The sequence below is a fragment of the Bacillus sp. FSL W8-0640 genome (assembly GCF_038007725.1).
Lineage (GTDB): Bacteria > Bacillota > Bacilli > Bacillales > Bacillaceae_G > Bacillus_A > Bacillus_A cereus.
This window is the reverse complement of the sequence record NZ_JBBOXT010000001.1, coordinates 1,319,344-1,342,519: the sequence shown is the minus strand read 5'-3', so window position 1 is coordinate 1,342,519 and position 23,176 is coordinate 1,319,344. Positions and strand designations below refer to the sequence as shown.

Here is a 23,176-nt window from a genome sequence, read left to right as displayed (position 1 = left end):
AAGAAAAAGAGATACATACTACTATTGAACCTTGTTATGAAAGGAGTCATGACTTTGACTGAGAAATTTGATGATTATAAAAGAAGAGATAGAATAGATAGTGATTATAGTGACTATAAAGAAGAGTACGCCGCTGAGGTTGCACCACAACGCATTGATTATGATTACGCTGATAAAGACGATAAAGATGTTGTAAAATCGTCCGCTGCTGGATCAACTGCTGGTTTTATCGCTCTTGCGCTATCTATCTTATCGCTATTTACATTTCCAACACTATTTGGTCTTGTTTCTGTTTTACTCGGTATTTACGCTTATAATCGCGGAGCTACTGTAACTGGCGGTATCGCTGCAGTTGTCGGTGGAATTGCTGCACTTATCGCAATTTTATTCCGAGTAGCACTTATTGGTCTATTGTTCTCCCTGTTCTAAAAAAGAAAAAGGTATCTCGCTTAACGCGGGATACCTTATCCTGTAAACACATCTTCAGATGGATATTTTATTTTTTGTTTTGCTGGTCGCGCTAAAGAGAACACAAGTGTTAATGGTCCAATTAATCCGCAGAACATAACAAACATAATAATACATTTTCCGAATGCCGATAGCTTTGCAGTAATTCCCATCGTTAATCCGACTGTGCCAAACGCTGATATTGTCTCAAATAATAATTGAATAAAGCTGAAGTTTTCTGTAAGCATTAATATGAATACCGCTGCTAAAATAAGTATTTGACTGGCAACAGCAATTGCTAATGCCCTCGTTACTGTCGACATTTTAATTGTACGCTGAAATAAAACAATTTCCTCCTTTTTTCTAAAGAAAGAAAGGACAGATGTAATTAAGATAACAAACGTCGTTAATTTAATTCCTCCACCTGTCGATACACTTCCTGCACCAATAAACATTAAAATCATCGTAAATAATATAGATGATTCTTCCATACCTCCATAGTCAACCGTATTAAATCCAGCTGTCCGCGGAGTAATACCTTGAAAGAAGGAAGCCCATAGTTTTTCATTTAAAGATAAATTCCCTAACGTCTTCACATTATTATATTCCAATACAAAAATCACAATCATTGCTATAACATTTAGTACTACTGTTCCAATAATCATTATTTTTGAGTGAAGTGATAATTTTCGAAAACTGCGACTATACCATATATCAATTAATACGGTAAAACCGAGTCCACCAATTACAATTAAAGAGCAAATCCCAATATTAATAATGGGATCCCCTACATATCTTGTTAAATTATCTGGCCATAAAGCAAACCCTGCATTATTATAAGATGCAATTACATGAAAAATACTATAGTATAAACCTTTTCCAAAACCAAACTCTGGAATAAAGCGAAACGATAAAAAGATGACCCCAATAAGTTCAATACAAATCGAAAATATAAAGACACGCTTTACTAATTTTACAAGACCACCTATATTTGTTTGATTAAATGCTTCTCCAATTAATAAACGATGGCGTAATCCGATTTTTTTACCTAGTACCCAAACAATTAAAATGGCAATTGTCATAAGGCCTAGACCACCTGTTTGAATTAAAAACATAATAACAATTTCGCCAAACATCGTAAATGTACTTGCTGTATCCACTACTCCCAAACCAGTTACGGTCGCTGCTGACGTTGCTGTAAAGAAAGCATCTACCCAACTAATATGTACTTTCGTTGCGAATGGTAATTTTAATAACAAACCGCCAACCACAATTAAGCAGAAAAAGCCTAATGCTAATATTTGTGGTGGGTTTAATCGTATAAGACGATTATACAGCCCTTGTTTTTTTGTTACGTCCATATCATTAACTCCCTTATTAAAGTGAAGCTTCCCCTCATACAATAAAAAGCTTTTTAAAAGCCCTTAAATAATTGGGACAAACCTTATATTCTCATAATATAGTTGAGCATAATCTTTTTTTTCATAGATTACAACTTTTATTTATATTCAGATTCCTTTTCGTTTTATGTTGGAAAACTCTATATCCTAATTCTATATTGCTAGCAATAACAATTTCATATGTACTATTGTTCAAATCCCCATATCTTTCACTCTATGTTCACATAGAGGTCACATCCACCTTTTATAGTATATGTATCGAAGCTGTTCCTCCCTAATTTATAAGACATTCCCCAGTGTCTTTGAATAGCTTCCATCCCTAATTAAATTGACATAAATTGTCCCCTTCCCTTGACCATCTTATAAATGATGGTCTTATTTTTTGTTTGCTTTATCTTTTATTCCGCTATTTGTGGGCAATAAACGCCCGATTGGTTAAGGCTAATAATCAACAGGGGATGAACAAAAAACACTCATTAAATTTTCATTTTATTTAAAACTCCCTCTCTCTTTCACTCTATATTCACACAGAGGTCACATCTATCTTTTATAGTATATGTATTGAAGTTGTTCCTCCCTAATTTATAAGACATTCCCCAGTGTCTTTGAACAGCTTCCATCCCTAATTAAATTGACATAAATTGTCCCCTTCCTTGACCATCTTATAAATGATGGTCTTATTTTTTTGTCTTTCTATCTTTTATTTAAAACTCCCTCTCTCTTTCACCCTATGTTCACATGAGAGTCACACCTACCTTTTATAGTATATGTATTGAAGTTGTTCCTCCCTAATTTATAAGACATTCCCCAGTGTCTTAAAGCAACTTCCATCCCTAATTAAATTGACATAAATTGTCCCCTTCCCTTGACCATCCTATGTGATGGTCTATTTTATTTTCCAAACACCAAATCAGTCTATCTACACTTAAATAAAAACAAAAAATTCAGAAAATATTGTCAAATTAGGTATTTTTTCGGTATAATTGCTTTAGAAAGAAATTTCGCAAAAACAAAAGGGGGATTTTATTGAAACAAACAAAAGCAATCTTAATCGCATTATTTCTAGGTCTAGTTGTTGGACTCACTCTAAATTTAGCTGCTCCATCTATCTTTGAGCCACTAAATCAATATGTGTTCAACCCAATTGGTCAATTATTTATTCGACTTATTAAAATGCTAGTTGTTCCTGTTGTGTTCATTTCTATCGTACTTGGTGCTGCCGGCCTTGGAGATCCGAAACAACTTGGAAGAATCGGTTTAAAATCAATTTCATTCTTTCTCGTAACAACTGCGGTTGCCATCTCTATAGCGGTTACATTTGCACTTATTATAAAACCAGGAGCTGGCGGTAATTTTAAAACAGAAGGTCTTAAGTATGAAGGTGCAAAAACTGAAACATCTTTCGTTGACACATTGCTAAATATCGTACCAGATAACCCAGCAAAAGCGATGGCTGACGGAAACATGTTACAAATCATTGCCTTTGCCGTATTGATTGGACTCGGTATAGCTATTTTAGGAAAACGAGTTCAAGGTATCCATTCATTACTTGAACAGGGCAACGAATTAATGATGTATCTTGTTAATCTCGTTATGAAATTAGCCCCAATTGGAACATTCGGTTTGCTCGCTTCATCCGTTGGTAAAATGGGTCTTGCAGGCGTCGCTGCGATGTTCAAGTATATGATTGTCGTTATGTTAGTACTCATTATTCATGGGGTCTTTGTATATGGCGGCTTATTAAAGGTATTAGCAAAAGAAAGTATTGTTCGTTTCTTTAAACATTTCGGACCAGTAATGGCAATTGGATTTAGTACATCTAGCTCTAATGCATCGCTTCCATTTGCAATGAAAACAGCACAAGATAAGCTTGGCGTTCCAAAAGCGATAAGCTCATTTGTACAACCACTAGGGGCAACTATTAATATGGATGGTACTGCCATTATGCAAGGAGTAGCCACTGTATTTATCGCTCAAGTATACGGAGTTGAACTTACATTACCGCAATTAGCTATGGTCGTATTAACTGCTGTACTAGCTAGTATCGGTACTGCTGGTGTACCTGGTGTTGGACTTGTAATGCTTACAATGGTTTTAAATCAAGTAAATCTACCAGTAGAAGGTATCGCTTTAATTATCGGTATTGACCGTATTCTAGATATGTCTAGAACAGCTGTAAACATTTCTGGCGATGCAATTTGCGCAATGATTGTCGCAAAATCAGAAGAAAAATATAATACGGATCAATCGGCAGCATCTTAAATCAAAAAAGGAGTGAATTAATTCACTCCTTTTTTGATTTACTCCCTTTTTTAGAACGATATTCTTTCCCTTTATTATCATTACCAGTTTCAAATTCAGTGCTAAATTCCTGATTAAACTGGCCGGACTTTGGTGATCCTTGATTACCGCTCCCTTTACTACCGTTACGATTCGTCATATTTCTCCCTCCTTCCTTGTATTAGTAGTATGGCGCTCTATCTTTTTTCATACACATTTTATTTATTAACATCTATTACACACGAAAGAAGATCTCCCATCTATAAGGAAGACCTTCTATTTTATCACGTAAGCGTTTTCTTGTTTATAATCACTTAAATAAGTTTTTTGGAAATTGAAATCATTACATTCATTTCATCTTCTGAAAGTGCAGAGAATCTTTCTTGTAAATATTGTTTTTTCGCATCTTCCATTTTCGCAACTAAATCTTTCCCTTGTTCTGTAATCTCTAAATACACAACTCGGCGATCTGATGTAGAACGTGAACGAGTTACAAAACCTTTATTAATTAATTTTTCTGTAACAGCTGTAATATGACTATTCGACACATTTAATTCATTTGCTACACGCGATACCATTTCTTTATTCGTACGATTTAATATTCTTAGGACGATGAATTCATTCCACGGTATGTAACCACCGAATATTTTTCCGATATCATTACGCAACGTGCGAAACATAGCAAACACATTTGTCGATAGTTCTTCCATTAATTGCTCTCGATTTTGAGACAACATTGACAGCTCCTTTTATTTCATTTAGTTAAATAAAAACCTTATTAATAATTTTACATGAAATCTTACTTTTTGTCACCTTATTTTCCCATAATTCGTAGTTTTTTAATATGTATTTCATGATAAAATGAAGTCAACTTCCAGAAAAAGGGGTATTTTAATGCATGAGGAGGATAGGTTCTCAAATCTCAGCCTAAAAGATAAAACAATTATCATTAGTATTATTGCTCTTTTTCTCATTATAGTTTTTACATTTATATTTTTTGTATATGTAGGAATCTTTCAAATTACAGGTATAGCGTATAGTTCACGTACTGCTTTACTTCTCTTTTTTTTATTAATCACTTTCTTAGATGGTATTACATTATTTATTTTCAGTTTCTTCAAAGCGCTGCTATATCCATTGACTCAAAACATGCCAAATTGGATTTCTCTCACTCTTTTCTCATTCATTGAAATTACACTAGATTGGTTCGTCATTCATACTGCTGATGATTGGATAGAAAGCGTACAAATGTCCAACTTAACTGAATTATGTGTCGTACTATTCTTTTTTCTATTAAATAAATTATTAAGTGACAAGAAAGAGTAAGAATACAAGCTTTTCTATATAAAAATTGGTACAATGAAAGCAAATCTTACTAAAGAGGTGTTAATTATGAACTTACAACAATGGGCTGATAAAGGTATGTCCTTTGATACATATGTGAATGAAATGCAAGTAAACCAATACGAGCTACTACACATTTACAATAATTTTTTAATTCCAAATGAATTACTTCCTGTATTAGAAGAACGTCAAAATGATGGCTGGCGTGTTATCGTATTAACTGCTGATTGGTGTGGCGATGCTCTTTTATGCGTACCTGTTATGAAACGAATTTCTGAAGTTGCAAATATTGATATGCGTTTATTAATTCGCGATGAAAACTTAGAATTAATGGATCAATATTTAACAAATGGAACAGCACGTGCGATTCCAATCTTTATTTTCATTGATAAAGATGGAAATGAACAAGCCGTCTTTGGACCACGCGCTCCAAAAGTACAAGAATTAGTAACTTCAATGCGCGCTACATTACCTGAAAAAGAAGATCCAACATTCGAAGAAAAACAAAAAGAAATGTATGCTAATTTCCGTGCTACATTAGCTGATGATACTTCTCTTTGGGAACATGTAATGGAAAACATGATAGAAAAATTAGTAAAATAAAAACCTGCCGAGCTCGGCAGGTTTTTATTTTACATAATGAAGAAATAGAATACCGCAGCTAAAATGAAACGATAATAAGCGAACGGTGTTAGTTTTACACGAGCTAATAATTTTAAGAATGAGACAATTGCAAGCATCGCAACAACGAATGCAGTTACAAATCCTGTTGCAAATAGCGTTACATCTGCCGAGCTTAATACATCCCAGCTTTTAATTAAATCTAATCCAGTTGCAGCTACCATCATCGGTACTGCTAAAATGAACGTATATTCAGCTGCCGCTGTATGCGACACGCGAGCTAATAAACCACCACTTATTGTAGAACCAGAACGAGAAAATCCTGGCCAAAGTGCTAAACATTGGAACATTCCAATTGTAAATGCTTGCTTATATGTGATTTCATCTAACGTTCTTGCTGTACTTGGTTTTGAAAACTTCTCAGCAACAATCATTAAAATACCACCAGCTACTAAACTAATGACAACTGGTCCTGGACCAAATAAAACCTTTTTAATTGCACTATGGAATAATACACCGAGTACCCCGGCAGGAATCATCCCAATAATAATATGTAATAAATTTAACGATGGCCCTTCTTTTACTTTCCCAATTCCAACTAACGACCATAATCGTTTCCAAAATACAACTACAACCGCTAAAATCGATCCCAATTGGATTACAACTTCAAAAACTTTCGCTCTCTCATCGTCAAATCCAATTAAATGTCCTGTTAAAATCATATGTCCTGTTGATGATACTGGTAGAAACTCTGTTAACCCTTCAACAGCACCCATGATTAAACCAATTAACCAATCAGCCACAAGTAGTGCCTCCTTAATAACAAATAATATGTAATTTTTTCACACCTTATCATAATACCTTATCCCTTTTCAAAGTGCATCCTTTTTTTATTGGTTTCATATGTTGTAGGCGCGTATTTCTTTTCTAATCTTTGATTAAATTGTATGATAGTAAGAGTTTGTTTTTTTATACGGAAAGGGGATTTTATGAAAGAAACTACTTCATTCTCACAAAAGTTAAAGCAATTTGTATTACTATTTTTTCCGATTTTCGTAACTCAAATGTCATTATTTGCGATGAGCTTTTTCGATACAACAATGTCAGGACATGCAAGCCCAACTGATTTAGCAGGTGTCGCAATTGGAACAAGTATATGGATTCCAGTTAGTACTGGGTTAACAGGAATTTTAATGGCCACGACTCCCATTGTTGCACAGCTCGTTGGATCCAAGAAAAAAGAGGACGTTCCCCACGTTGTCATACAAGCAGTTTATTTAGCAATTTGTGCTAGTTTCGTTGTTATCCTCATCGGTTTCTTCGTCGTTTCACCTATTTTAAACGGCATGCGCTTAGAAGAACCTGTGGAACGTATTGCAGCTCAATTTTTAAGTATTATCGCAATAGGAATTATACCTTTATTCACTTACACGGTTTTACGTGGATTTATTGATGCATTAGGAAAAACTCGAACAACGATGATTATTACATTACTATCATTACCAATTAACGTAATATTAAATTACTTATTAATCTTTGGTAACTTCGGTTTCCCAAAACTTGGTGGTGTTGGAGCGGCAATTGCTTCCACTGCAACATATTGGTGCATTTTAATTATTACAGTCATTATTATTCAGACGAAAGAGCCTTTTGCCTCTTTCAACATTTTCAAACAATTATACCGCCCTTCTCTTTCGAGTTGGACAGCATTCTTAAAGCTTGGCGTCCCTATCGGATTTGCTATCTTTTTTGAAACGAGTATTTTCGCTGCGGTAACGCTTATGATGAGTAATTTTAGTACGACAACTATTGCAGCTCACCAAGCAGCTATGAACTTTGCTTCCTTGTTATATATGACTCCGCTAAGTTTAGCAATGGCAATGACTATTGCGGTCGGATTCGAAGTTGGTGCAAAACGTTTCGATAATGCAAAACAATACGGACTGATTGGAATTGGATTAGCCCTTGCCTTTGCTTTATTATATTCGATTCTTCTCTACTTCTTTGATGATCAAATTGCTTCTATTTATACGACAGATGCAAAAGTTCATCATTTAGCAAAAGAATTTCTTATCTTTGCGATTTTATTTCAAATTTCAGATGCAATTGCAACCCCTGTACAAGGAGCTCTGCGTGGTTATAAAGATGTAAATGTCGCTCTAATTATGACTTTAATTGCTTATTGGATAATAGGTCTACCACTAGGTTATATATTAGCAACGTATACAGAATGGGCCGCAAAAGGCTATTGGATCGGTCTTATTATCGGTCTAGCATTTGGCGCTGCCTTCCTACTTATCCGTCTCTTTCAAGTACAACGAAAATATACAACACAAAACAGCCGCTAATAATAAAGCGGCTGTTTTCTTTATGCATATTTTTTCTTGTAACGTATAATATAATGAAAAAGAAAGGTGGGTACATATGGACGACAAAGAAAAAAAGCAATCATTCGATGAAGAATTTGCCCCTGAAATTTCACCTGGATATCGGCAAGATGTACATAAGCCACCTAAATATAAAAACACTTCGTTTTTAATGGGCATTACCATTTTCGCTGCTGTATTACTCATACTTATCATTTTCGTTTATTTTTGATGAAAGGTGGCCTATTATTATGAAGAAACAAGATTCCAATCGTTCAAAAAGAACTGTTAAAACACAAAAAGGATATGCAGGAGATTCTGTTCATACCCTTAAACAAGTCGAGCAAGGAAATTTATATATTGCTCAAAAAGAACTTGGTCAACAAAATGAAAATCTTTAAAGGCCCTTTATTCCTTGAGGGCCTTTTTATTCCGCATTAAGTAGTACACACCCCAAAATGTTCTATTGAGCAATGAATTTCCTTTATTGTACGCGCTGCTTTTGTTCTAGCACCATAAATATATTATTAACCTTTACAATTTTCACTTCATAATTCAATTTCATTTCACTTCTCTTACCATTTTCAGTACCCGCAACGTACGCTACAGCTTGATAAAGAAAACTCTCATCGGTCTCTTCACGTACCTCCTCGTTTGTAAATTTATACTCTAAATCTCGAAAACGATTTGGATAATAATTTCCCATTAATTGTTCATACCCTCTATTTAAAAATAGTTCTTCACCTTTTCGTTTCACATCTTCTTTATTAGTAGACCCAAACACTGATAGTTGCTCGGTCACAAAATGCTCTCCTACCTTTTTCATTTCATTATGAGTTAAATTTTCTATACTTTTGTTCTTTAACTCCTTATTTAACTCGTACTGATCAATCGGTTTAAAGGTAGCAAAAACCTCCTCTTTATATGACCAAAACAATATAAAAGCGATACATAGAGAACTGATTAACAGTCTTTTTTTCGTAATGCTCCCGCCCTTCTTCATAATGATAGCTATATTTTAACATATAGAAAGAAAATTCTGATATCATAAAGTGGAATAACTTAACTTAGAAACGAGGAACTTGAATTCATATCGGGTATAGAACAACTGAAAATAATACTGCAGGGATGAGATTACATTCTCTCCCTCTGCTCTCTCTCCTCATACAACATTAACTTTTTATCCATTTCAACAATGACTTTATACAGTTGAAATGCTTGTAAAATTTGCAGTTGAATTCCAAAAGGAGCATTTTGTTCTTTTAACCATTGAAATACTTTCGTTTCATCTTTCATTGATTATTCCTCCCTTTATCCTGCTATTTGCGGGTAGCCCGATTAATGAGGGCTGATAATCAGTGGGGGATTGACAAAACCCCCACTGATTAAAGATTCACTTTATTAAAATCTGCTATAAATATACGGTAAATGATGAAAAGCTTTTCATGTCAACAACAAAAAAGGATGCAAAGTTGCATCCTTTAATGTACGATATTTTTCTTCTGCTCCGCTTCTTTCTTTACTTCTTCCCCTTGGCATTCACTACGAAATGCACAACTTATACACTCAGAACGAAAATGACGCTCTGTATAATGCTCAGGTTGTTGCAACATTTCTTTCATTCTAGATAAATCAGCCATTCCAGTTATAATATCTTCCTGTTTTGGAATGTACTCATACTTAGTTCCTTCTATTAAATTAATAACTTCAATCTTTCCTGGAAGAACGCCGAAAGCTTTATAACTGAATACTGTCATTAGCTTCTGACAAAGAGCAAGCATTTCCTCATCCGCATCAACGACATACTTTTTAATTACAAACGACCCAGCACTCCACTCACCAACTTCAAATGTCAATGACATGTGGACACCTAACTCTTCCATATATGTTTGAAACTTCTCGTATAAAAACAATGGTGGTGTCTGACTATCATCCTTTTCAACAAACTGTAATAAGTGATCCGTTAGCTTAGCTAATACAATATAGTACTCCGTCTTCGAAGCAAACATATTAATCCTTACTTTTTTCCAATACTTTTCTATTAATATTAAAAGTACAATTTTCGTTTGTTGACCCGCAGGTAGCGTGTAATACTCGTTAATAATTTGATTGACAATCATTTGTGCTATTTGTTGCCATTCAAATGAAGAAGGTTCTCTTCTTTTTATATGACGAAAATAAAATTTATGCGGACAACGCATAAAATCATACAAATGATAATCTGTCATCGTTTTGATTGAGATTTTCTCATGCACTTGCTCTTCATCTCCCTTCTGCCATTAAGAAAGGTGTTTTACAAATTCAGCTCCAAACTGTAAACATTTTTCTACATCTTCATCTTCTGGCGTTAATTCTACTTTTAGTCCTTCTAACACAACTGCTGCCCCGCGCTCTTGTAGCTTTTCTATTAAAATGTCAACTGCCACTCCGTATTTCGGATAAGCCGAATCACACGATCCGAATACTGCCGCTTTTTTCCCAGTTAAATCAATAGAATCCATTGCATCATAAAAATCTAAGAAATCATCAGGAAGATCACCATCTCCCCAAGTATATGCACCTAAAATAATTCCATCATACTGTTCTAATATAGAAGCTTCTGGTGAATCCATAATATCAATAACTTCAATTTCATTTTCTGTTTCACGAATTACGCCGGCAATGTGGTCAGCCATTTCCTCGGTATTTCCACTCATACTTGCAAAAATCATTACTAACTTACTCAACTGAACCTCTCCCTTTACTTTGTATCTCTTTTTCTGTTTGAATGCTCTTCTTCTCATCTACATATTCAGACCGAATTACATTTCTTTGCCATTCCATATGCTGATCAACATCTTTATCTTTATCTTTATTTTTATCTTTTAATCCCCTCCGCAGAAGGTGAAAATTTTTTCTCATTAACATGTCGCATCCATCCTATTGATAATAATTATCAATTTCAACTACTTTTAGATTAATTGACATTGATTATCAATGTCAATAACTTTTTTTAAAAAAATGATTAAAATGTACAAGCTTGTCCGTTAGCTATTCATATACTATGAATGAGCATAGTTCTTTCTCAGCCCTCTCTGACGGAAAGAAATAAAAGCAACTGCAATAGAGTGCAGTTGCCTTTTTTTGTTTTTCTATGATTTTAGTAATCTTATAGTCGTCTCTAAAAATAGCTCCACTCCACAAATTAATGCTGATTCATCCACGTCAAATTTCGGATGATGATGTGGATAACAAGTATATATATTTTCATTACCTGTTCCTAATTTAATGAAACAACCGGGTGCTTTTCTTAAATATGCTGAAAAATCTTCCCCACCCATAGAAGGTTCAAGCTTCACAACACGCTCATTCCCAAACAAATGTAGTGCACTTTCTTCTACTATTTTCGTAATATATTCATCATTAATAACCGGATCATATCCATATCGATACGTATATGTATACGATCCTCCATGTGCTTCTGTAATTCCTTTCACAATTTTCTCGATTTTCCCTTCTGCTTCCACCCTCAATGCTTGATTAAATGAACGAACGGTTCCCATTAAAGTTGCTGTACTAGGAATAATATTGTCAGCCGTTCCCCCATGAAATTGTGTAACTGAAATAACCCTTTGCATAAAAGCACTCGTATTTCTTGATACGATATGTTGTAAATTTGTAATAATCTGTGCTCCGATAGCAATAGGGTCTATCGTTTCTTCTGGCCGCGCCGCATGTCCTCCTTTGCCTTGAATTTCAACTGTAAATACGTCTGGTGCCGCCATCATCGGCCCATACACAATTCCTATCTTTCCGCTTTCTAATCCAGACATAACATGTAAACCTATTACATAATCAACACCGTCCATTACACCTGCCTCAACCATTTCTTGTCCCCCACCGGGATACACCTCTTCTGCGTGCTGAAAGAATAGACGAATCTCACCTGCAAAATCTTCCTTTATATTTGATAGCACCTCTGCTGTGCTTAATAAAATAGCTGTGTGAGCATCGTGCCCACATGCATGCATCATTCCTTTATTCACAGATGTATAAGATTTACTTGTCTCCTCTTGAATTGGCAAAGCATCTATATCAGCTCGAATCGCAATTACTTTCCCTTGCTTCACACCTCTTTTAATTGCTAGTACACTATACTTCGTCGGTCTCGTTACTTCAAAAGAAGAAAATGAGCATAATGTATCATATATAAATTGCGAAGTTTCTTTTTCATGAAATGATAATTCCGGATACTTATGGAAGTGCCTTCTCCATTTCACGATATTTTCTTCCGAAATTAGATTCTTCCACACTCTATTCATGATAATTTCCTCCTTTTCAAAAGAACTAGAAATTTAAAAGTTTACTCCGTCTTGAATGATTAATAAAAACAAATACTGTATTTTTACGTATTCTTATAGTCCACTTTTATGTATTCACACAATCCACTTTCTATTTACATGTCAAACCCATTACAAATTCATGCTGAATGTAATATAATTGCTAAGTTAGGGATTTTCTTTTTTAGTATTTAGTGCTAATATCAAAAAAGAGCCTTTTGACTTATTTTTACCTAAAATGTGGGATTTTGTTTTTTTCACAATAATGTAGGACATGATACCTACAAAGAGCTATTATTTCATTAAGAGAGGGAAAGACATGGAAAGATTAAAAGAGATATGGTCTCGACCACTCACACAATGGGTTGCAAAGACGGTTTATTATCTTGCAATTTTATTTGCATTACTTTGGTTGTATGGATTCCATGATACAAACACAAGTACATTTATTTACAATGAATTCTAGGGTGGGAACGTTATGAAGTTATTAGAACAAATTGAAAAGTGGGCTGCAGAAACGCCTGATCAAACCGCTTTTGTTTGGCGAGATGCGAAAATTACGTACAAACAATTAAAGGAAGATTCTGATGCGTTGGCACATTGGATTTCTTCTGAGTATCCAGACGATCGTTCACCAATTATGGTGTATGGCCATATGCAACCTGAAATGATTGTTAACTTTTTAGGATGTGTAAAAGCTGGACATGCTTACATTCCTGTAGATTTATCTATCCCAGCTGATCGTGTACAACGTATTGCTGAAAATTCTGGTGCGAAATTACTTTTATCGGCAACAGCAGTAACTGTAACTGATTTACCAGTTCGCATCGTAAGTGAAGACAACTTAAAAGATATTTTCTTTACTCATAAAGGGAACACTCCAAATCCTGAACATGCGGTAAAAGGTGATGAGAACTTCTACATTATTTACACATCAGGAAGCACAGGTAATCCGAAAGGGGTTCAGATTACTTATAACTGCCTTGTTAGCTTTACAAAATGGGCTGTAGAAGATTTCAACTTACAAACAGGGCAAGTATTCTTAAATCAAGCACCTTTCTCATTCGATTTATCTGTAATGGATATTTACCCATCATTAGTAACAGGTGGTACACTTTGGGCAATCGATAAAGATATGATTGCGCGTCCAAAAGACTTGTTTGCTTCTTTAGAGCAATCGGATATTCAAGTATGGACTTCGACACCTTCTTTCGCTGAAATGTGTTTAATGGAAGCATCCTTCTCTGAAAGTATGCTACCGAACATGAAAACATTCTTATTCTGCGGTGAAGTGTTACCAAATGAAGTGGCTAGAAAATTAATTGAGCGTTTCCCAAAAGCAACAATTATGAATACTTACGGTCCAACAGAAGCTACTGTCGCTGTAACAGGTATTCACGTTACAGAAGAAGTGCTTAATCAATACAAATCACTTCCAGTTGGCTATTGTAAATCAGACTGTCGCCTTCTTATTATGAAAGAAGATGGCACGATTGCACCTGATGGTGAAAAAGGTGAAATCGTAATTGTCGGTCCAAGCGTAAGCGTTGGATATTTAGGAAGCCCTGAATTAACAGAAAAAGCATTTACTATGATTGACGGTGAGCGCGCCTATAAAACAGGCGATGCTGGCTATGTTGAAAATGGTCTTCTATTCTATAATGGTCGTCTTGATTTCCAAATTAAGTTGCATGGTTATCGAATGGAATTAGAAGAAATTGAGCATCACCTTCGTGCGTGTTCTTACGTAGAAGGAGCAGTTATCGTTCCAATTAAAAAAGGTGAGAAATACGATTATTTATTAGCGGTTGTTGTTCCTGGGGAGCATTCGTTTGAAAAAGAATTCAAATTAACATCTGCAATCAAAAAAGAACTCAATGAGCGATTACCAAACTACATGATTCCACGTAAATTCATGTATCAATCTTCTATTCCAATGACACCAAATGGAAAGGTAGATCGCAAAAAATTATTGAGTGAGGTTACAGCATGACCGCATATGGATCATTTTATTTTTTCGCTATAGTGGGCATTTTATTAATACCTACTATCATAGCTGGATTAAAAGGTAAAATGTTGCGTAAATATAATGCCGTTTTAACATTAGTCATGCTTGCTATTATCTTCTCAGATAAACCAAAGCAAGCAATGATGTTAGCCGCATTTATTATTTGGCAATATGCCCTAATTAAAGGCTATTTAATTTTAAGAAAACAAAATAATAGTACATTCACATTTTGCATAGCTGTTATTTTATCGATTTTGCCTCTTATTTTGGCAAAAATCGCACCATTTGCATCGTTACTACCTGAGTTAAAACTTGTTGTTTTTCTAGGTATATCTTACGTAACATTCAGAGCAGTTCAAATGGTATTTGAAGTTCGTGATGGTTTAATTAAAGAGCTTTCTTTCTTTAACTTCTGGGAATTCGTTTTATTTTTCCCTGCGATTTCAACAGGACCTATCGATCGTTACCGTAGATTCCAAAAAGATATTCAAAAGCCACCTAGTGGTGAAGAATATCAAAATTTACTATATACAGGACTAAATCGTATTTTCCAAGGTTTCTTGTATAAATTTATTATTGCTTACTTAATAAAGCAATATTGTATGGATCCAGCATTCGCTCAACACGATACAATCTTTTCAAATATGATTTACATGTATAGCTATAGCTTATATCTATTCTTTGATTTTGCTGGTTATAGCTCTTTTGTAATTGGTGTAAGTTATATGATGGGAATTAAAACGCCAGAAAACTTTAATAAGCCATTCCTTAGTCGTAATATTAAAGACTTCTGGAACCGCTGGCACATGAGTTTATCATTCTGGTTCCGTGACTTCATCTACATGCGTTTCGTATTTTTTGCAACGAAGAAAAAGTTAATTAAGAACCGTTACACAATTTCGTATATCGGTGCATTTTTAAACTTCTTCATTATGGGAATTTGGCATATCCAAGGAAGCGCTGTTGCGCAGTATATTATTTATGGTCTATATCATGCCGCACTGTTTATTTTATTCGATATTTTCGAACGAAAAAACAAGAAGCATAAATTTTGGCCAAACAATAAATTCACACGCATCCTTGCGATTGTAATTACGTTCCACATTGTATGTTTCGGTTTCCTAATCTTCTCTGGACACCTTAACAGATACTTTTAATGCACCCTTCTTATTCCATTAAGAAGTTGCACATATAATATATTTCGGATATAAAGGAGATTTTAAAAATGGCAGAATTCAAAGAGCAAGTATTAGATATTTTAGAAGAAGTATGTGAAAACGATATTGTGAAAGAAAACTTAGATGTTCAATTATTTGAAGAAGGTATTCTTGATTCTTTTGCTGTAGTATCTTTATTAGTTGAATTCCAAGAGCGTTTAGATATTGAAGTTTCTATTTCTGATTTTGACCGTGACGAGTGGGCTACACCAAACATGGTTATTAAAAAGTTGGAAGAAATCCGATGAACAAAGCAAAATTTGGTCCGATGCTTTTAGCATTGGCCCTTTTTGCTGTATTCTTACTTATTCCAACGCGCTTCCTACTTCCACTTTTAAGTGATGAAAAAGTAGAACAAGCTGCCACTTCTTTAAAAGAAGAAAAAATTCAAAGTATGATTTTACAGCAAAAGATGTTAGCAGATCCAAAATATCTTCCGATGTACGGTTCATCGGAATTCGCACGTATGGATGCTTTCCATCCATCTAATTATTTTAAAGTAAAGCCTGAAGGATTTACGCCATTCCTTCTTGGACGCGGCGGAACACAAGACCTTGTACATGTGTTAAACTTCGCATCTACAATGGATCAATTGAAAGATAAGAAAATGGTATTCGTTCTTTCTCCGCAATGGTTTGTACCACAAGGTATTGACGAGACGCACTTTGCACCTAACTTTTCAAAACAACAAGGTTACCACTTCATTTTCAACAATGATTTAAAACCTGAAATGAAAAAACAAATTGCAAAGCGTTTATTAAACTTTGAGATTGTAAAAAAAGAAACTTTATTAAAAATCTCGCTTGAAGGCATCGCTTATGATGATACGAAGTATAAAGTAAAAGCACTTGCTGCTAAACCTTTCGCTTATATTTACCGTAACATTTTAGATCGTAAAGATTTATTTACAGCTATGTTTAATATTAAACCGCACAAAGAGAAGCTTGACCCTTCATTAAAACAAATGAACTGGGAAGAAGCTCGTAAACATGCGGATCAAACAGGTGCAGCAGAATCTGTATCTAATCAATATGGTATCGAAGATGGTTACTTCAATAGCAAAATTAAGAAAAAATTAAAGCAACGTGAAGGTTACTTAAAAAATGATGCTTATGACCAATCGCCAGAATATGAAGATTTACAAATTGTACTTGATTTATTAAAACAATCTGGTGCAAAACCACTCTTCATTTCTGTTCCTGTAAAAGGTCCTTGGTACGACTACGCTGGCTTCCCGAAAGAACGCCGCGAAGCATACTATAAGAAAGTTCATGAGCAAATTGAAAAAGCTGGTTATCCAATTGCCGACTTCTCAAATCATGAATACGATAAATACTTCTTAAAAGATCATATGCACTTAGGTTGGAAAGGCTGGGTTTACATCGACGAAGCCATCCAACAATTTTATAAAGCAAACTAATGAAAAGACCGCTTGAATTACTCAAGTGGTCTTTTTGTATATATTTTGTAATTGTTCGATTGCATTCTCTGCTTCTTTCATAACTCGCTCCACTACATGCTGAGCTGATTCGATTCGAGCTAATGATGCTGCCTGTCCTGCCCAAAGTGACATATATTCTTCCTTATTTTGCTTCGCTGCCTCTTGGCGTATTTTAGAAGTTAATACGTTTTGCACTGGATACATCGGAAGCCCTTCTTCTTTTCCTTCATGTCTCTCTATAAATTCATTCCGAATACCCCGTGCATATTTCCCGGAAAACGCACGAGTTACAGTTGTGCTCGTATCTGTACTATGTAAAACCGCTTCTTTATACACATCGTGCGTAATACTCTCTTCACTTGTTAAAAAGGCCGATCCCATTTGAACACCTTCTGCTCCTAGTGCCAATGCCGCAACAAGCCCTTGTCCGTTCATTACACCACCTGCTGCGACAATTGGGATATGCGGAATAGCCCCTACTAACTGAGGTATTAACGCAAAAGTACCGATCATAGCATCTCGTTCTTTCCCAATAAACGTTCCTCTATGCCCTCCGGCTTCGCTTCCTTGCCCGACAATAATATCTACTCCTAACTCGGCAAGTACTTTCGCTTCCTTCACATGGGTAGCTGTTCCGATAACTTTTATTCCACTTCTTTTTAAATCATTTATTTCTTCTTTTTCTAACGTTTGAAATGCAAAACTAACGACCGGTACTTTTTCATCTAATAGCACTTGTAATTGTTCCTTATAGCTTTTTGGAAGCTTTAACGTTCCTTCTACTTCTATACCTAATTCTCTATTTACTCCGCTTAGTAATACTTTCGCCTCATTTACCTTCTCTTCTTCTATTTCTATCTCTTTCGTTACAAGTAAATTAACACCGAACGGCTTATCTGTTAGTTCTCTTATTCTATAAATCGCTTCACGAATTTGTTCTGGGCTCATATAGCCCGCTCCAAGCGTCCCTAATCCTCCGCTATTACTTACTGCTGCAACAAGTTCTGGCGTCGTAATCGCGCCTGCCATACCGGCTTGAACAACGGGATACTCAATTTTTAATATGTCTGTTACTCGACTTGTAAACATCATTTCCCCTCCTATTTCCTTTATATCTTCTTTATTTGATAAGCTTTCCCCTGCTTTTGCAAGGGTTGAACTTCATATGAAGCGAATATATTGAAAGAGAAGGAGGCTGAGCTTAATGATTTATCCAAATGCATTAAAACAAGGTGATACAGTAATGATCATTGCACCATCTGGTCCACCTACAATCGAAAATGTATTACAAGGTGTGAATGTATTACAAGAGATGGGGTTATCCGTAATAATCGGGAAGAGCGTTTACGAGAAATATGGATTTTTAGCCGGAAGTGATCAAGTTCGGCTTGACGATATACATGAAGCATTTACAAATAATGAAGTGAAGGCCGTTTTCTGTGCACGAGGTGGTTACGGAAGTGCTCGTCTCCTCCCTCACATTCAATATGAAATCATTCGGCAAAACCCTAAAATCTTTTGGGGATATAGCGATATTACAGCTTTACATACTGCTGTTTCACGTTATGCAAAGCTTATAACATTTCATGGTCCGATGATTGAAGAACTAGGAAAAGGTATTGATTCCCTATCTTTATCCTCTTTCAATCAGCTATTCCATCCGTATTCAACCATTTTATCTGCATCAGAATGTATCGTATCTAGCTCTCACAGTACAGTTACAGGTACGTTAGTTGGAGGAAATTTAGCTGTGTTAACAAGTATAATTGGCTCGCCCTACGAGATAAATACGGACAATACACTTTTATTACTTGAAGACATTGGTGAAGAACCGTACCGCATTGACCGTATGTTAAATCAGCTACTTTTATCTGGAAAGTTTAATGAATGTAGGGGCGTTATTTTCACAAGTTGTCACGACTGCACTCCTTCAAAGCCATCTCAATCATTGCAAGCAATATTATATGAATATTTCGCACCATATCATATACCGGTCCTATTCGGTTTACCAATTGGACATATAAGTCCAAACATCGGTATTCCACTTGGAGCTACAGCGACAATAAACACGAATAATAAAACAGTCTCTATTTCTTCCGGTATAGCCACTCCATATTCAAATTAAAAAGGAAAAGCGATTACGCTTTTCCTTTTACTTATAATAATTAAAAATTCGTCCAGATGAGATATCTGCAATTTCTTCTGGAATAAATGTTTTACTTATATCAGTACCAACATTTAATACAGCTGTAGCATCTTTCTCAATGCTACCAAATAACTCTTTCCCACGTATCGTAATAAGGGGCGTTCCTTCTGGCAACACATCTTTTACAAATTCCATTTGTGTAAAGAACGGAACGATCCATCTACCTTCTCCTTGGAAATGACGCAAACGAAGTATTCCCTCTGTTGCCCCGTCCTCTGCTTCTAGTGAACCAGCAACATAAAACTCAGTAGATAAGAGCAATTCATAAAATTCCTTTTGCTTCTGTTTATCATCCCCTGCTACAACAAGTACCTCTTCTAATTTCTTTACTGAAATTTGCTCCATATGATGCCACCCCTATTTTCAAAATGATTGTACTTAGATTATACGAAATATTCTTATTTTTTTCTACATAATTTGCAATTATTTTCTTAAAATAATTTTAATACTTCTTTTGTCGTCACAATCGTAGCAAACTCTTCATGTAAATTTACAAGTGTCATATTGTGAATATCTTCTGCACTATACTCCTTACCATCTAAACCTTTACGGTTAAAAGTAGCCGTTGCATCACTCACTAAATATGTTGTAAATCCTAAATTCCCTGCCATTCGTGTTGTAGTTTCCACGCAATGATTTGTCGTTAATCCTACAACCACTACTGCATTACATTTGTTCTTTCTTAATTGCTCTTCTAAATTTGTCCCAATGAACGCGCTGTTAACGAATTTCTGAATAACCACTTCACCAAGTAGTGGTTGCACTTCTTCTTTAAAGTTTACCGTTTCCGCTCTCTCATAAAACATTGACTGAGCATTTTCTTTATTTACATGCTGAATATGAAAAACTGGTCGTTCCCTTTTTCTCCATTCTTCTAATAAAATTCTCATGTTTTCTTCAGCAAAGATATTATTTCTCTCGCCCCAATCTGGTAATTGAAATGCCTTTTGTACATCGATTATGATAAGTGCTATTTGATTTGTCATCATTTCCCCCTTAATTTGGCTGTAATTGAAATAGAAAACCAAGTTGTTGTGACGCAGTAATAAAGCAAACATAGGCGCAAAGCTCTACAATTTCTTTTTCTGTCCAATATTGTTTTAATACGTGAAACATAGTATCATCTATTGCTTTTCGGTCATGAACAAATGTATGCGCAAAAGTAACGGCTACACCAATCTCCTCTGCCTTTTGCATATCATCAGGTCTTCCTTTTGCCATACAGTACGGACATTCATTCCCATACGCTAATGTTCTTCTCACTTGCTCCTTCAACTCTGCTGAAAGAGTTCCTTTATTGTACAGTGTATCTTCTAACGTACTCCACGAATGTAATATATCCGAATTATGCCCTAATAACTTTTGAAACTTTGTATCTCCTACATTTGATAATGAAATTCTCTCCATCATTTCCCCTCCTATTTCCTTCTGTTTTATTGTAAAATAAATAACGTTCACTTTACATTTCATATGAATCTTAATTTATATTTTCCCTTTACAAAAATCATTATTTTACTGGAGGTATATTTACAAATGCAATTAGACCGTGTTGATCGAAAAATTTTAAATGAATTATATAATGATAGTCGCCTTTCGATGCGTGAATTGGCGAAACGAGTAAACTTATCTGCTCCATCTACTTCAGAACGTGTTCGTAAGCTCGAAAGCGAAGGTGTTATTCAAAAATACACAATCGATATTGATTATAAAAAAGCAGGACTCGTTTTAGATTGTATTTTAGAAATCACTTTAAAAAATGGTGATACAACACGTATGCAACAGTTTATTCAATCTTATCCATCTGCAAGTTTTTGTTACCGAGTAACAGGAAGCTTATGCTACATTGTAAAAATTTCTGTTCCTTCACTCGTTGAACTGGAAGAATTTATCAATGATGTTTCTTCATATGCAACGACCGTTTCTCATATCGTATTATCAGAAGTATCTCTTACTCCTGATATTGAACATATCTTCCCAGAAGATTAATTTATTTTTATTCATAAAATATAAAAAAACCCCTTACAATAAGAATAAAAATAATATATTATGTATTAAAATACATAAAGTTCGAGAAAGGGGCTTTACATTGAAAATCTGGTTTTATGAAAAAACGGCACAATTAGATGACTTGCTTGGTATTTGGGACAATGTTCCGACCATCCCACGAATTGGTGAAAAAGTGGAGATTTTAAAGACGGTCCGCACTGTTACAGATATTAAATATGTAAAGAACGGTAATAATTTTCGTGTAGAAATTATTACAAATTAAAAAGTAGCTCCTAAGGAGCTACTTTTTAATTATCTATTATGTGCTTTCTTTATAACGACTTTATCTTCTTCTACAGATACTGTTACATAATCATTTTCTTCTAACCGAAGCTTATTTACAGCCTCATCTGGTAACTCTATGGCCATCAATCTATCGGTTACGATCACTTGACTATACACTTCATTTTCTTGTGATGAACTCACTACTTTTTGCTCATTTATAAAACGTACTCGTGGCACGCCAACTTCTTTTACTGTACGCCATTGTTTCCAAACATAAGGAATTAACCAAAGTAATCCAACAACTGTAAGACCAATACCAATCCATAAATTACTTTGCGCTTGTAATTCAGTAATTGAGATTGTACCACTTTCTTCTCCACCGAAAAATTGCATACTTGTTGCAATCAAATTATTTAGAGCGTGCACAGCTATATTCGTCCATATATTTTTTGTCTTTATGTATAAAAGACACATAACGACACCAAACATGAACGCACCAATAACATCAAAATGTCCTAAGCCAAAAATAATTGAAGATATAATTACAGCTTTTTTAATTCCCCATTTATAAGCCATTCGCTGTAAGAAAAATCCCCTAAAAATAACCTCTTCCATAATAGGTGCTAACACACATGCTGAAATGAAAGTAAATATCGTCATATATACGTTACTCGTATTAATAACATTTCCGTCTTCTAGCATAGTAACTAAGAAATTCGGTAACGTATGTGCTAATATGTAAAATTGAATCTGAGATATGCCAACTGAAAAAATCATCCCCATTATCGTTGCTAATATAATTAATCCCCAAGGTAAACGTCCTGGCTTATTAAAAAAACTGTTAAATACAATATTATTTTTATTTGTTTTTACGTATAGCCAAAGTAACGGAAATACAAAAAATACAGTTATTTGTGAAATAACCTCCATCGTATTCTCAGAAACATTTGCTAGACCTAATGGGATCATTATAAGGAGCACCCCTATAATCATCCATCCAAAAAAGCTACGTAGCCTTATACGTGAAAATGCATAGTGCATATAGAACACCCCCAAAGATAGTAAAAATACAATAAAACTTTAATCAGTACTTTATAGGCAATCCTTTCCCTATAAATAGCAGGATAATTAAATTATAATATGAATATAGTTGAAATTTTTCCTATTTTTCTCAAATTATTTCAAACAGCATATCTCTTAAAATACCATATCGCTGTTCTTCAAGTTGCAATCTAAGTGAATTTTATGTAATAAAA

30 protein-coding genes are annotated in these 23,176 nt (G+C 34.8%); 15 read left to right on the top strand and 15 right to left on the bottom strand.

Translation table 11 applies throughout. From position 1 onward, the window contains the following. Positions 1-54: 54 nt before the first annotated feature. Positions 55-429 carry a hypothetical protein gene (locus tag N2V80_RS07020; RefSeq protein ID WP_000136545.1) on the top strand — a complete coding sequence of 125 codons (375 nt, stop codon included), beginning with the start codon at positions 55-57 and terminating at the stop codon, positions 427-429. Positions 430-464: 35 nt separating this feature from the next. On the opposite strand, the gene N2V80_RS07015 is transcribed toward N2V80_RS07020, so the two are convergent. Then, on the bottom strand, positions 465-1,808 hold the full coding sequence (locus N2V80_RS07015; RefSeq protein ID WP_000383526.1) for a TrkH family potassium uptake protein: 1,344 nt from the start codon (positions 1,806-1,808) through the stop codon (positions 465-467). Between the two features lie 1,065 nt (positions 1,809-2,873). Here N2V80_RS07015 and N2V80_RS07010 point away from each other — a divergent pair. Beyond that, positions 2,874-4,109 carry a dicarboxylate/amino acid:cation symporter gene (locus tag N2V80_RS07010; protein WP_000814809.1) on the top strand — a complete coding sequence of 412 codons (1,236 nt, stop codon included), beginning with the start codon at positions 2,874-2,876 and terminating at the stop codon, positions 4,107-4,109. A 22-nt stretch (positions 4,110-4,131) separates the two neighbouring features. On the opposite strand, the gene N2V80_RS07005 is transcribed toward N2V80_RS07010, so the two are convergent. Both N2V80_RS07005 and N2V80_RS07000 read right to left on the bottom strand, forming a co-directional pair. Next, positions 4,132-4,287 (bottom strand): hypothetical protein, encoded by a 156-nt coding sequence (locus N2V80_RS07005; RefSeq protein WP_000184928.1) that lies wholly within the window; start codon positions 4,285-4,287, stop codon positions 4,132-4,134. 154 nt (positions 4,288-4,441) lie between these two features. After that, positions 4,442-4,861: a MarR family winged helix-turn-helix transcriptional regulator gene (locus N2V80_RS07000; RefSeq protein ID WP_000081432.1), complete on the bottom strand. Its 420-nt coding sequence runs from the start codon at positions 4,859-4,861 to the stop codon at positions 4,442-4,444. 160 nt (positions 4,862-5,021) lie between these two features. Here N2V80_RS07000 and N2V80_RS06995 point away from each other — a divergent pair, with 160 nt between their 5' ends. Both N2V80_RS06995 and N2V80_RS06990 read left to right on the top strand, forming a co-directional pair. Beyond that, positions 5,022-5,453, top strand: a complete 432-nt coding sequence (locus tag N2V80_RS06995; protein ID WP_000544068.1) for a regulatory YrvL family protein — start codon at positions 5,022-5,024, stop codon at positions 5,451-5,453. 33 nt (positions 5,454-5,486) lie between these two features. Then, on the top strand, positions 5,487-6,074 hold the full coding sequence (locus N2V80_RS06990; RefSeq protein ID WP_001999429.1) for a thioredoxin family protein: 588 nt from the start codon (positions 5,487-5,489) through the stop codon (positions 6,072-6,074). 29 nt (positions 6,075-6,103) lie between these two features. On the opposite strand, the gene uppP is transcribed toward N2V80_RS06990, so the two are convergent. Then, positions 6,104-6,895 (bottom strand): bacitracin resistance undecaprenyl-diphosphatase, encoded by a 792-nt coding sequence (gene uppP, locus N2V80_RS06985; protein WP_016109649.1) that lies wholly within the window; start codon positions 6,893-6,895, stop codon positions 6,104-6,106. Positions 6,896-7,081: 186 nt separating this feature from the next. Between uppP and N2V80_RS06980 the strand changes: the two genes are divergently transcribed. The 3 genes from N2V80_RS06980 to N2V80_RS06970 all read left to right on the top strand — a co-directional run bounded on the left by N2V80_RS06980 (position 7,082) and on the right by N2V80_RS06970 (position 8,859). Continuing rightward, entirely contained in the window at positions 7,082-8,440 is a 1,359-nt protein-coding gene (locus tag N2V80_RS06980; protein WP_000665550.1) for an MATE family efflux transporter, read from the top strand. A gap of 76 nt (positions 8,441-8,516) precedes the next feature. Next, positions 8,517-8,690 (top strand): hypothetical protein, encoded by a 174-nt coding sequence (locus N2V80_RS06975; protein WP_000341062.1) that lies wholly within the window; start codon positions 8,517-8,519, stop codon positions 8,688-8,690. A 19-nt stretch (positions 8,691-8,709) separates the two neighbouring features. Beyond that, entirely contained in the window at positions 8,710-8,859 is a 150-nt protein-coding gene (locus N2V80_RS06970) for a hypothetical protein (RefSeq protein WP_000743742.1), read from the top strand. A gap of 83 nt (positions 8,860-8,942) precedes the next feature. Here the strand turns inward: N2V80_RS06970 and N2V80_RS06965 are convergent, their stop codons facing one another. The 6 genes from N2V80_RS06965 to amaA form a co-directional block, all read right to left on the bottom strand. Beyond that, positions 8,943-9,461: a hypothetical protein gene (locus N2V80_RS06965; RefSeq protein ID WP_033690118.1), complete on the bottom strand. Its 519-nt coding sequence runs from the start codon at positions 9,459-9,461 to the stop codon at positions 8,943-8,945. A gap of 131 nt (positions 9,462-9,592) precedes the next feature. Then, positions 9,593-9,754 carry a hypothetical protein gene (locus N2V80_RS06960; protein WP_000651088.1) on the bottom strand — a complete coding sequence of 54 codons (162 nt, stop codon included), beginning with the start codon at positions 9,752-9,754 and terminating at the stop codon, positions 9,593-9,595. A gap of 185 nt (positions 9,755-9,939) precedes the next feature. Then, positions 9,940-10,713 carry a hypothetical protein gene (locus N2V80_RS06955; protein WP_000544577.1) on the bottom strand — a complete coding sequence of 258 codons (774 nt, stop codon included), beginning with the start codon at positions 10,711-10,713 and terminating at the stop codon, positions 9,940-9,942. Positions 10,714-10,737: 24 nt separating this feature from the next. Further along, a complete protein-coding gene (locus N2V80_RS06950; RefSeq protein WP_000041153.1) occupies positions 10,738-11,184 on the bottom strand; it encodes a flavodoxin in 447 nt (148 codons plus the stop codon). Then, positions 11,177-11,365: a hypothetical protein gene (locus N2V80_RS06945; RefSeq protein WP_000929019.1), complete on the bottom strand. Its 189-nt coding sequence runs from the start codon at positions 11,363-11,365 to the stop codon at positions 11,177-11,179. Before N2V80_RS06945 ends, N2V80_RS06950 begins: the two co-directional genes overlap by 8 nt. A gap of 224 nt (positions 11,366-11,589) precedes the next feature. Beyond that, the gene (gene amaA, locus N2V80_RS06940; protein WP_001082787.1) at positions 11,590-12,759 is read right to left on the bottom strand and encodes an N-acyl-aliphatic-L-amino acid amidohydrolase; all 1,170 of its coding nucleotides are present in this window, start codon (positions 12,757-12,759) and stop codon (positions 11,590-11,592) included. Positions 12,760-13,096: 337 nt separating this feature from the next. Here amaA and N2V80_RS06935 point away from each other — a divergent pair, with 337 nt between their 5' ends. The 5 genes from N2V80_RS06935 (at position 13,097) to dltD (ending at position 17,422) form a co-directional block, all read left to right on the top strand. Beyond that, positions 13,097-13,243 carry a teichoic acid D-Ala incorporation-associated protein DltX gene (locus tag N2V80_RS06935; RefSeq protein WP_000440293.1) on the top strand — a complete coding sequence of 49 codons (147 nt, stop codon included), beginning with the start codon at positions 13,097-13,099 and terminating at the stop codon, positions 13,241-13,243. A 12-nt stretch (positions 13,244-13,255) separates the two neighbouring features. Continuing rightward, positions 13,256-14,770, top strand: a complete 1,515-nt coding sequence (gene dltA, locus N2V80_RS06930) for a D-alanine--poly(phosphoribitol) ligase subunit DltA (RefSeq protein ID WP_000770512.1) — start codon at positions 13,256-13,258, stop codon at positions 14,768-14,770. Further along, positions 14,767-15,942, top strand: coding sequence for a D-alanyl-lipoteichoic acid biosynthesis protein DltB (gene dltB, locus N2V80_RS06925; protein ID WP_061654685.1), 1,176 nt, complete (start codon positions 14,767-14,769; stop codon positions 15,940-15,942). Before dltA ends, dltB begins: the two co-directional genes overlap by 4 nt. A gap of 68 nt (positions 15,943-16,010) precedes the next feature. Further along, the gene (gene dltC / locus N2V80_RS06920) at positions 16,011-16,250 is read left to right on the top strand and encodes a D-alanine--poly(phosphoribitol) ligase subunit DltC (protein ID WP_000807310.1); all 240 of its coding nucleotides are present in this window, start codon (positions 16,011-16,013) and stop codon (positions 16,248-16,250) included. Further along, the gene (gene dltD, locus N2V80_RS06915; RefSeq protein WP_061654686.1) at positions 16,247-17,422 is read left to right on the top strand and encodes a D-alanyl-lipoteichoic acid biosynthesis protein DltD; all 1,176 of its coding nucleotides are present in this window, start codon (positions 16,247-16,249) and stop codon (positions 17,420-17,422) included. Before dltC ends, dltD begins: the two co-directional genes overlap by 4 nt. Positions 17,423-17,443: 21 nt before the next feature. On the opposite strand, the gene N2V80_RS06910 is transcribed toward dltD, so the two are convergent. Continuing rightward, positions 17,444-18,532, bottom strand: coding sequence for an NAD(P)H-dependent flavin oxidoreductase (locus tag N2V80_RS06910; protein ID WP_016109594.1), 1,089 nt, complete (start codon positions 18,530-18,532; stop codon positions 17,444-17,446). A 115-nt stretch (positions 18,533-18,647) separates the two neighbouring features. On the opposite strand from N2V80_RS06910, the gene N2V80_RS06905 reads away from it, so the two are divergent. Next, positions 18,648-19,568, top strand: coding sequence for a S66 peptidase family protein (locus tag N2V80_RS06905; RefSeq protein ID WP_000640075.1), 921 nt, complete (start codon positions 18,648-18,650; stop codon positions 19,566-19,568). Between the two features lie 27 nt (positions 19,569-19,595). Here N2V80_RS06905 and N2V80_RS06900 read toward each other — a convergent pair whose 3' ends face one another. The 3 genes from N2V80_RS06900 to N2V80_RS06890 all read right to left on the bottom strand — a co-directional run bounded on the left by N2V80_RS06900 (position 19,596) and on the right by N2V80_RS06890 (position 21,056). Then, positions 19,596-19,994 carry an SseB family protein gene (locus tag N2V80_RS06900; protein ID WP_000435266.1) on the bottom strand — a complete coding sequence of 133 codons (399 nt, stop codon included), beginning with the start codon at positions 19,992-19,994 and terminating at the stop codon, positions 19,596-19,598. An 86-nt stretch (positions 19,995-20,080) separates the two neighbouring features. Further along, the gene (locus N2V80_RS06895) at positions 20,081-20,635 is read right to left on the bottom strand and encodes a cysteine hydrolase family protein (protein WP_000184430.1); all 555 of its coding nucleotides are present in this window, start codon (positions 20,633-20,635) and stop codon (positions 20,081-20,083) included. A 10-nt stretch (positions 20,636-20,645) separates the two neighbouring features. Next, positions 20,646-21,056: a carboxymuconolactone decarboxylase family protein gene (locus N2V80_RS06890; protein WP_000439753.1), complete on the bottom strand. Its 411-nt coding sequence runs from the start codon at positions 21,054-21,056 to the stop codon at positions 20,646-20,648. Positions 21,057-21,182: 126 nt separating this feature from the next. On the opposite strand from N2V80_RS06890, the gene N2V80_RS06885 reads away from it, so the two are divergent. After that, entirely contained in the window at positions 21,183-21,635 is a 453-nt protein-coding gene (locus N2V80_RS06885; protein ID WP_001175505.1) for an Lrp/AsnC family transcriptional regulator, read from the top strand. A 100-nt stretch (positions 21,636-21,735) separates the two neighbouring features. Continuing rightward, entirely contained in the window at positions 21,736-21,918 is a 183-nt protein-coding gene (locus N2V80_RS06880; RefSeq protein ID WP_000707107.1) for a DUF3913 family protein, read from the top strand. 29 nt (positions 21,919-21,947) lie between these two features. Here the strand turns inward: N2V80_RS06880 and N2V80_RS06875 are convergent, their stop codons facing one another. Beyond that, complete coding sequence (locus tag N2V80_RS06875; RefSeq protein WP_061654687.1) at positions 21,948-22,961, bottom strand: CPBP family intramembrane glutamic endopeptidase; 1,014 nt, start codon at positions 22,959-22,961, stop codon at positions 21,948-21,950. Positions 22,962-23,176 lie beyond the last annotated feature (215 nt).

What these genes read in the sequence shown, in the direction of transcription:
- N2V80_RS07015 (WP_000383526.1), bottom strand. Translation starts at nt 1,808, where the DNA reads ATGGACGTAACAAAAAAACAAGGGCTGTATAATCGTCTTATACGATTA.
- N2V80_RS07005 (WP_000184928.1), bottom strand. Translation starts at nt 4,287, where the DNA reads ATGACGAATCGTAACGGTAGTAAAGGGAGCGGTAATCAAGGATCACCA.
- N2V80_RS06995 (WP_000544068.1), top strand. Translation starts at nt 5,022, where the DNA reads ATGCATGAGGAGGATAGGTTCTCAAATCTCAGCCTAAAAGATAAAACA.
- N2V80_RS06990 (WP_001999429.1), top strand. Translation starts at nt 5,487, where the DNA reads ATGAAAGCAAATCTTACTAAAGAGGTGTTAATTATGAACTTACAACAA.
- N2V80_RS06980 (WP_000665550.1), top strand. Translation starts at nt 7,082, where the DNA reads ATGAAAGAAACTACTTCATTCTCACAAAAGTTAAAGCAATTTGTATTA.
- N2V80_RS06975 (WP_000341062.1), top strand. Translation starts at nt 8,517, where the DNA reads ATGGACGACAAAGAAAAAAAGCAATCATTCGATGAAGAATTTGCCCCT.
- N2V80_RS06970 (WP_000743742.1), top strand. Translation starts at nt 8,710, where the DNA reads ATGAAGAAACAAGATTCCAATCGTTCAAAAAGAACTGTTAAAACACAA.
- N2V80_RS06965 (WP_033690118.1), bottom strand. Translation starts at nt 9,461, where the DNA reads ATGAAGAAGGGCGGGAGCATTACGAAAAAAAGACTGTTAATCAGTTCT.
- N2V80_RS06960 (WP_000651088.1), bottom strand. Translation starts at nt 9,754, where the DNA reads ATGAAAGATGAAACGAAAGTATTTCAATGGTTAAAAGAACAAAATGCT.
- N2V80_RS06945 (WP_000929019.1), bottom strand. Translation starts at nt 11,365, where the DNA reads ATGTTAATGAGAAAAAATTTTCACCTTCTGCGGAGGGGATTAAAAGAT.
- amaA (WP_001082787.1), bottom strand. Translation starts at nt 12,759, where the DNA reads ATGAATAGAGTGTGGAAGAATCTAATTTCGGAAGAAAATATCGTGAAA.
- N2V80_RS06935 (WP_000440293.1), top strand. Translation starts at nt 13,097, where the DNA reads ATGGAAAGATTAAAAGAGATATGGTCTCGACCACTCACACAATGGGTT.
- dltA (WP_000770512.1), top strand. Translation starts at nt 13,256, where the DNA reads ATGAAGTTATTAGAACAAATTGAAAAGTGGGCTGCAGAAACGCCTGAT.
- dltB (WP_061654685.1), top strand. Translation starts at nt 14,767, where the DNA reads ATGACCGCATATGGATCATTTTATTTTTTCGCTATAGTGGGCATTTTA.
- dltC (WP_000807310.1), top strand. Translation starts at nt 16,011, where the DNA reads ATGGCAGAATTCAAAGAGCAAGTATTAGATATTTTAGAAGAAGTATGT.
- dltD (WP_061654686.1), top strand. Translation starts at nt 16,247, where the DNA reads ATGAACAAAGCAAAATTTGGTCCGATGCTTTTAGCATTGGCCCTTTTT.
- N2V80_RS06910 (WP_016109594.1), bottom strand. Translation starts at nt 18,532, where the DNA reads ATGTTTACAAGTCGAGTAACAGACATATTAAAAATTGAGTATCCCGTT.
- N2V80_RS06905 (WP_000640075.1), top strand. Translation starts at nt 18,648, where the DNA reads ATGATTTATCCAAATGCATTAAAACAAGGTGATACAGTAATGATCATT.
- N2V80_RS06900 (WP_000435266.1), bottom strand. Translation starts at nt 19,994, where the DNA reads ATGGAGCAAATTTCAGTAAAGAAATTAGAAGAGGTACTTGTTGTAGCA.
- N2V80_RS06895 (WP_000184430.1), bottom strand. Translation starts at nt 20,635, where the DNA reads ATGACAAATCAAATAGCACTTATCATAATCGATGTACAAAAGGCATTT.
- N2V80_RS06890 (WP_000439753.1), bottom strand. Translation starts at nt 21,056, where the DNA reads ATGGAGAGAATTTCATTATCAAATGTAGGAGATACAAAGTTTCAAAAG.
- N2V80_RS06885 (WP_001175505.1), top strand. Translation starts at nt 21,183, where the DNA reads ATGCAATTAGACCGTGTTGATCGAAAAATTTTAAATGAATTATATAAT.
- N2V80_RS06875 (WP_061654687.1), bottom strand. Translation starts at nt 22,961, where the DNA reads ATGCACTATGCATTTTCACGTATAAGGCTACGTAGCTTTTTTGGATGG.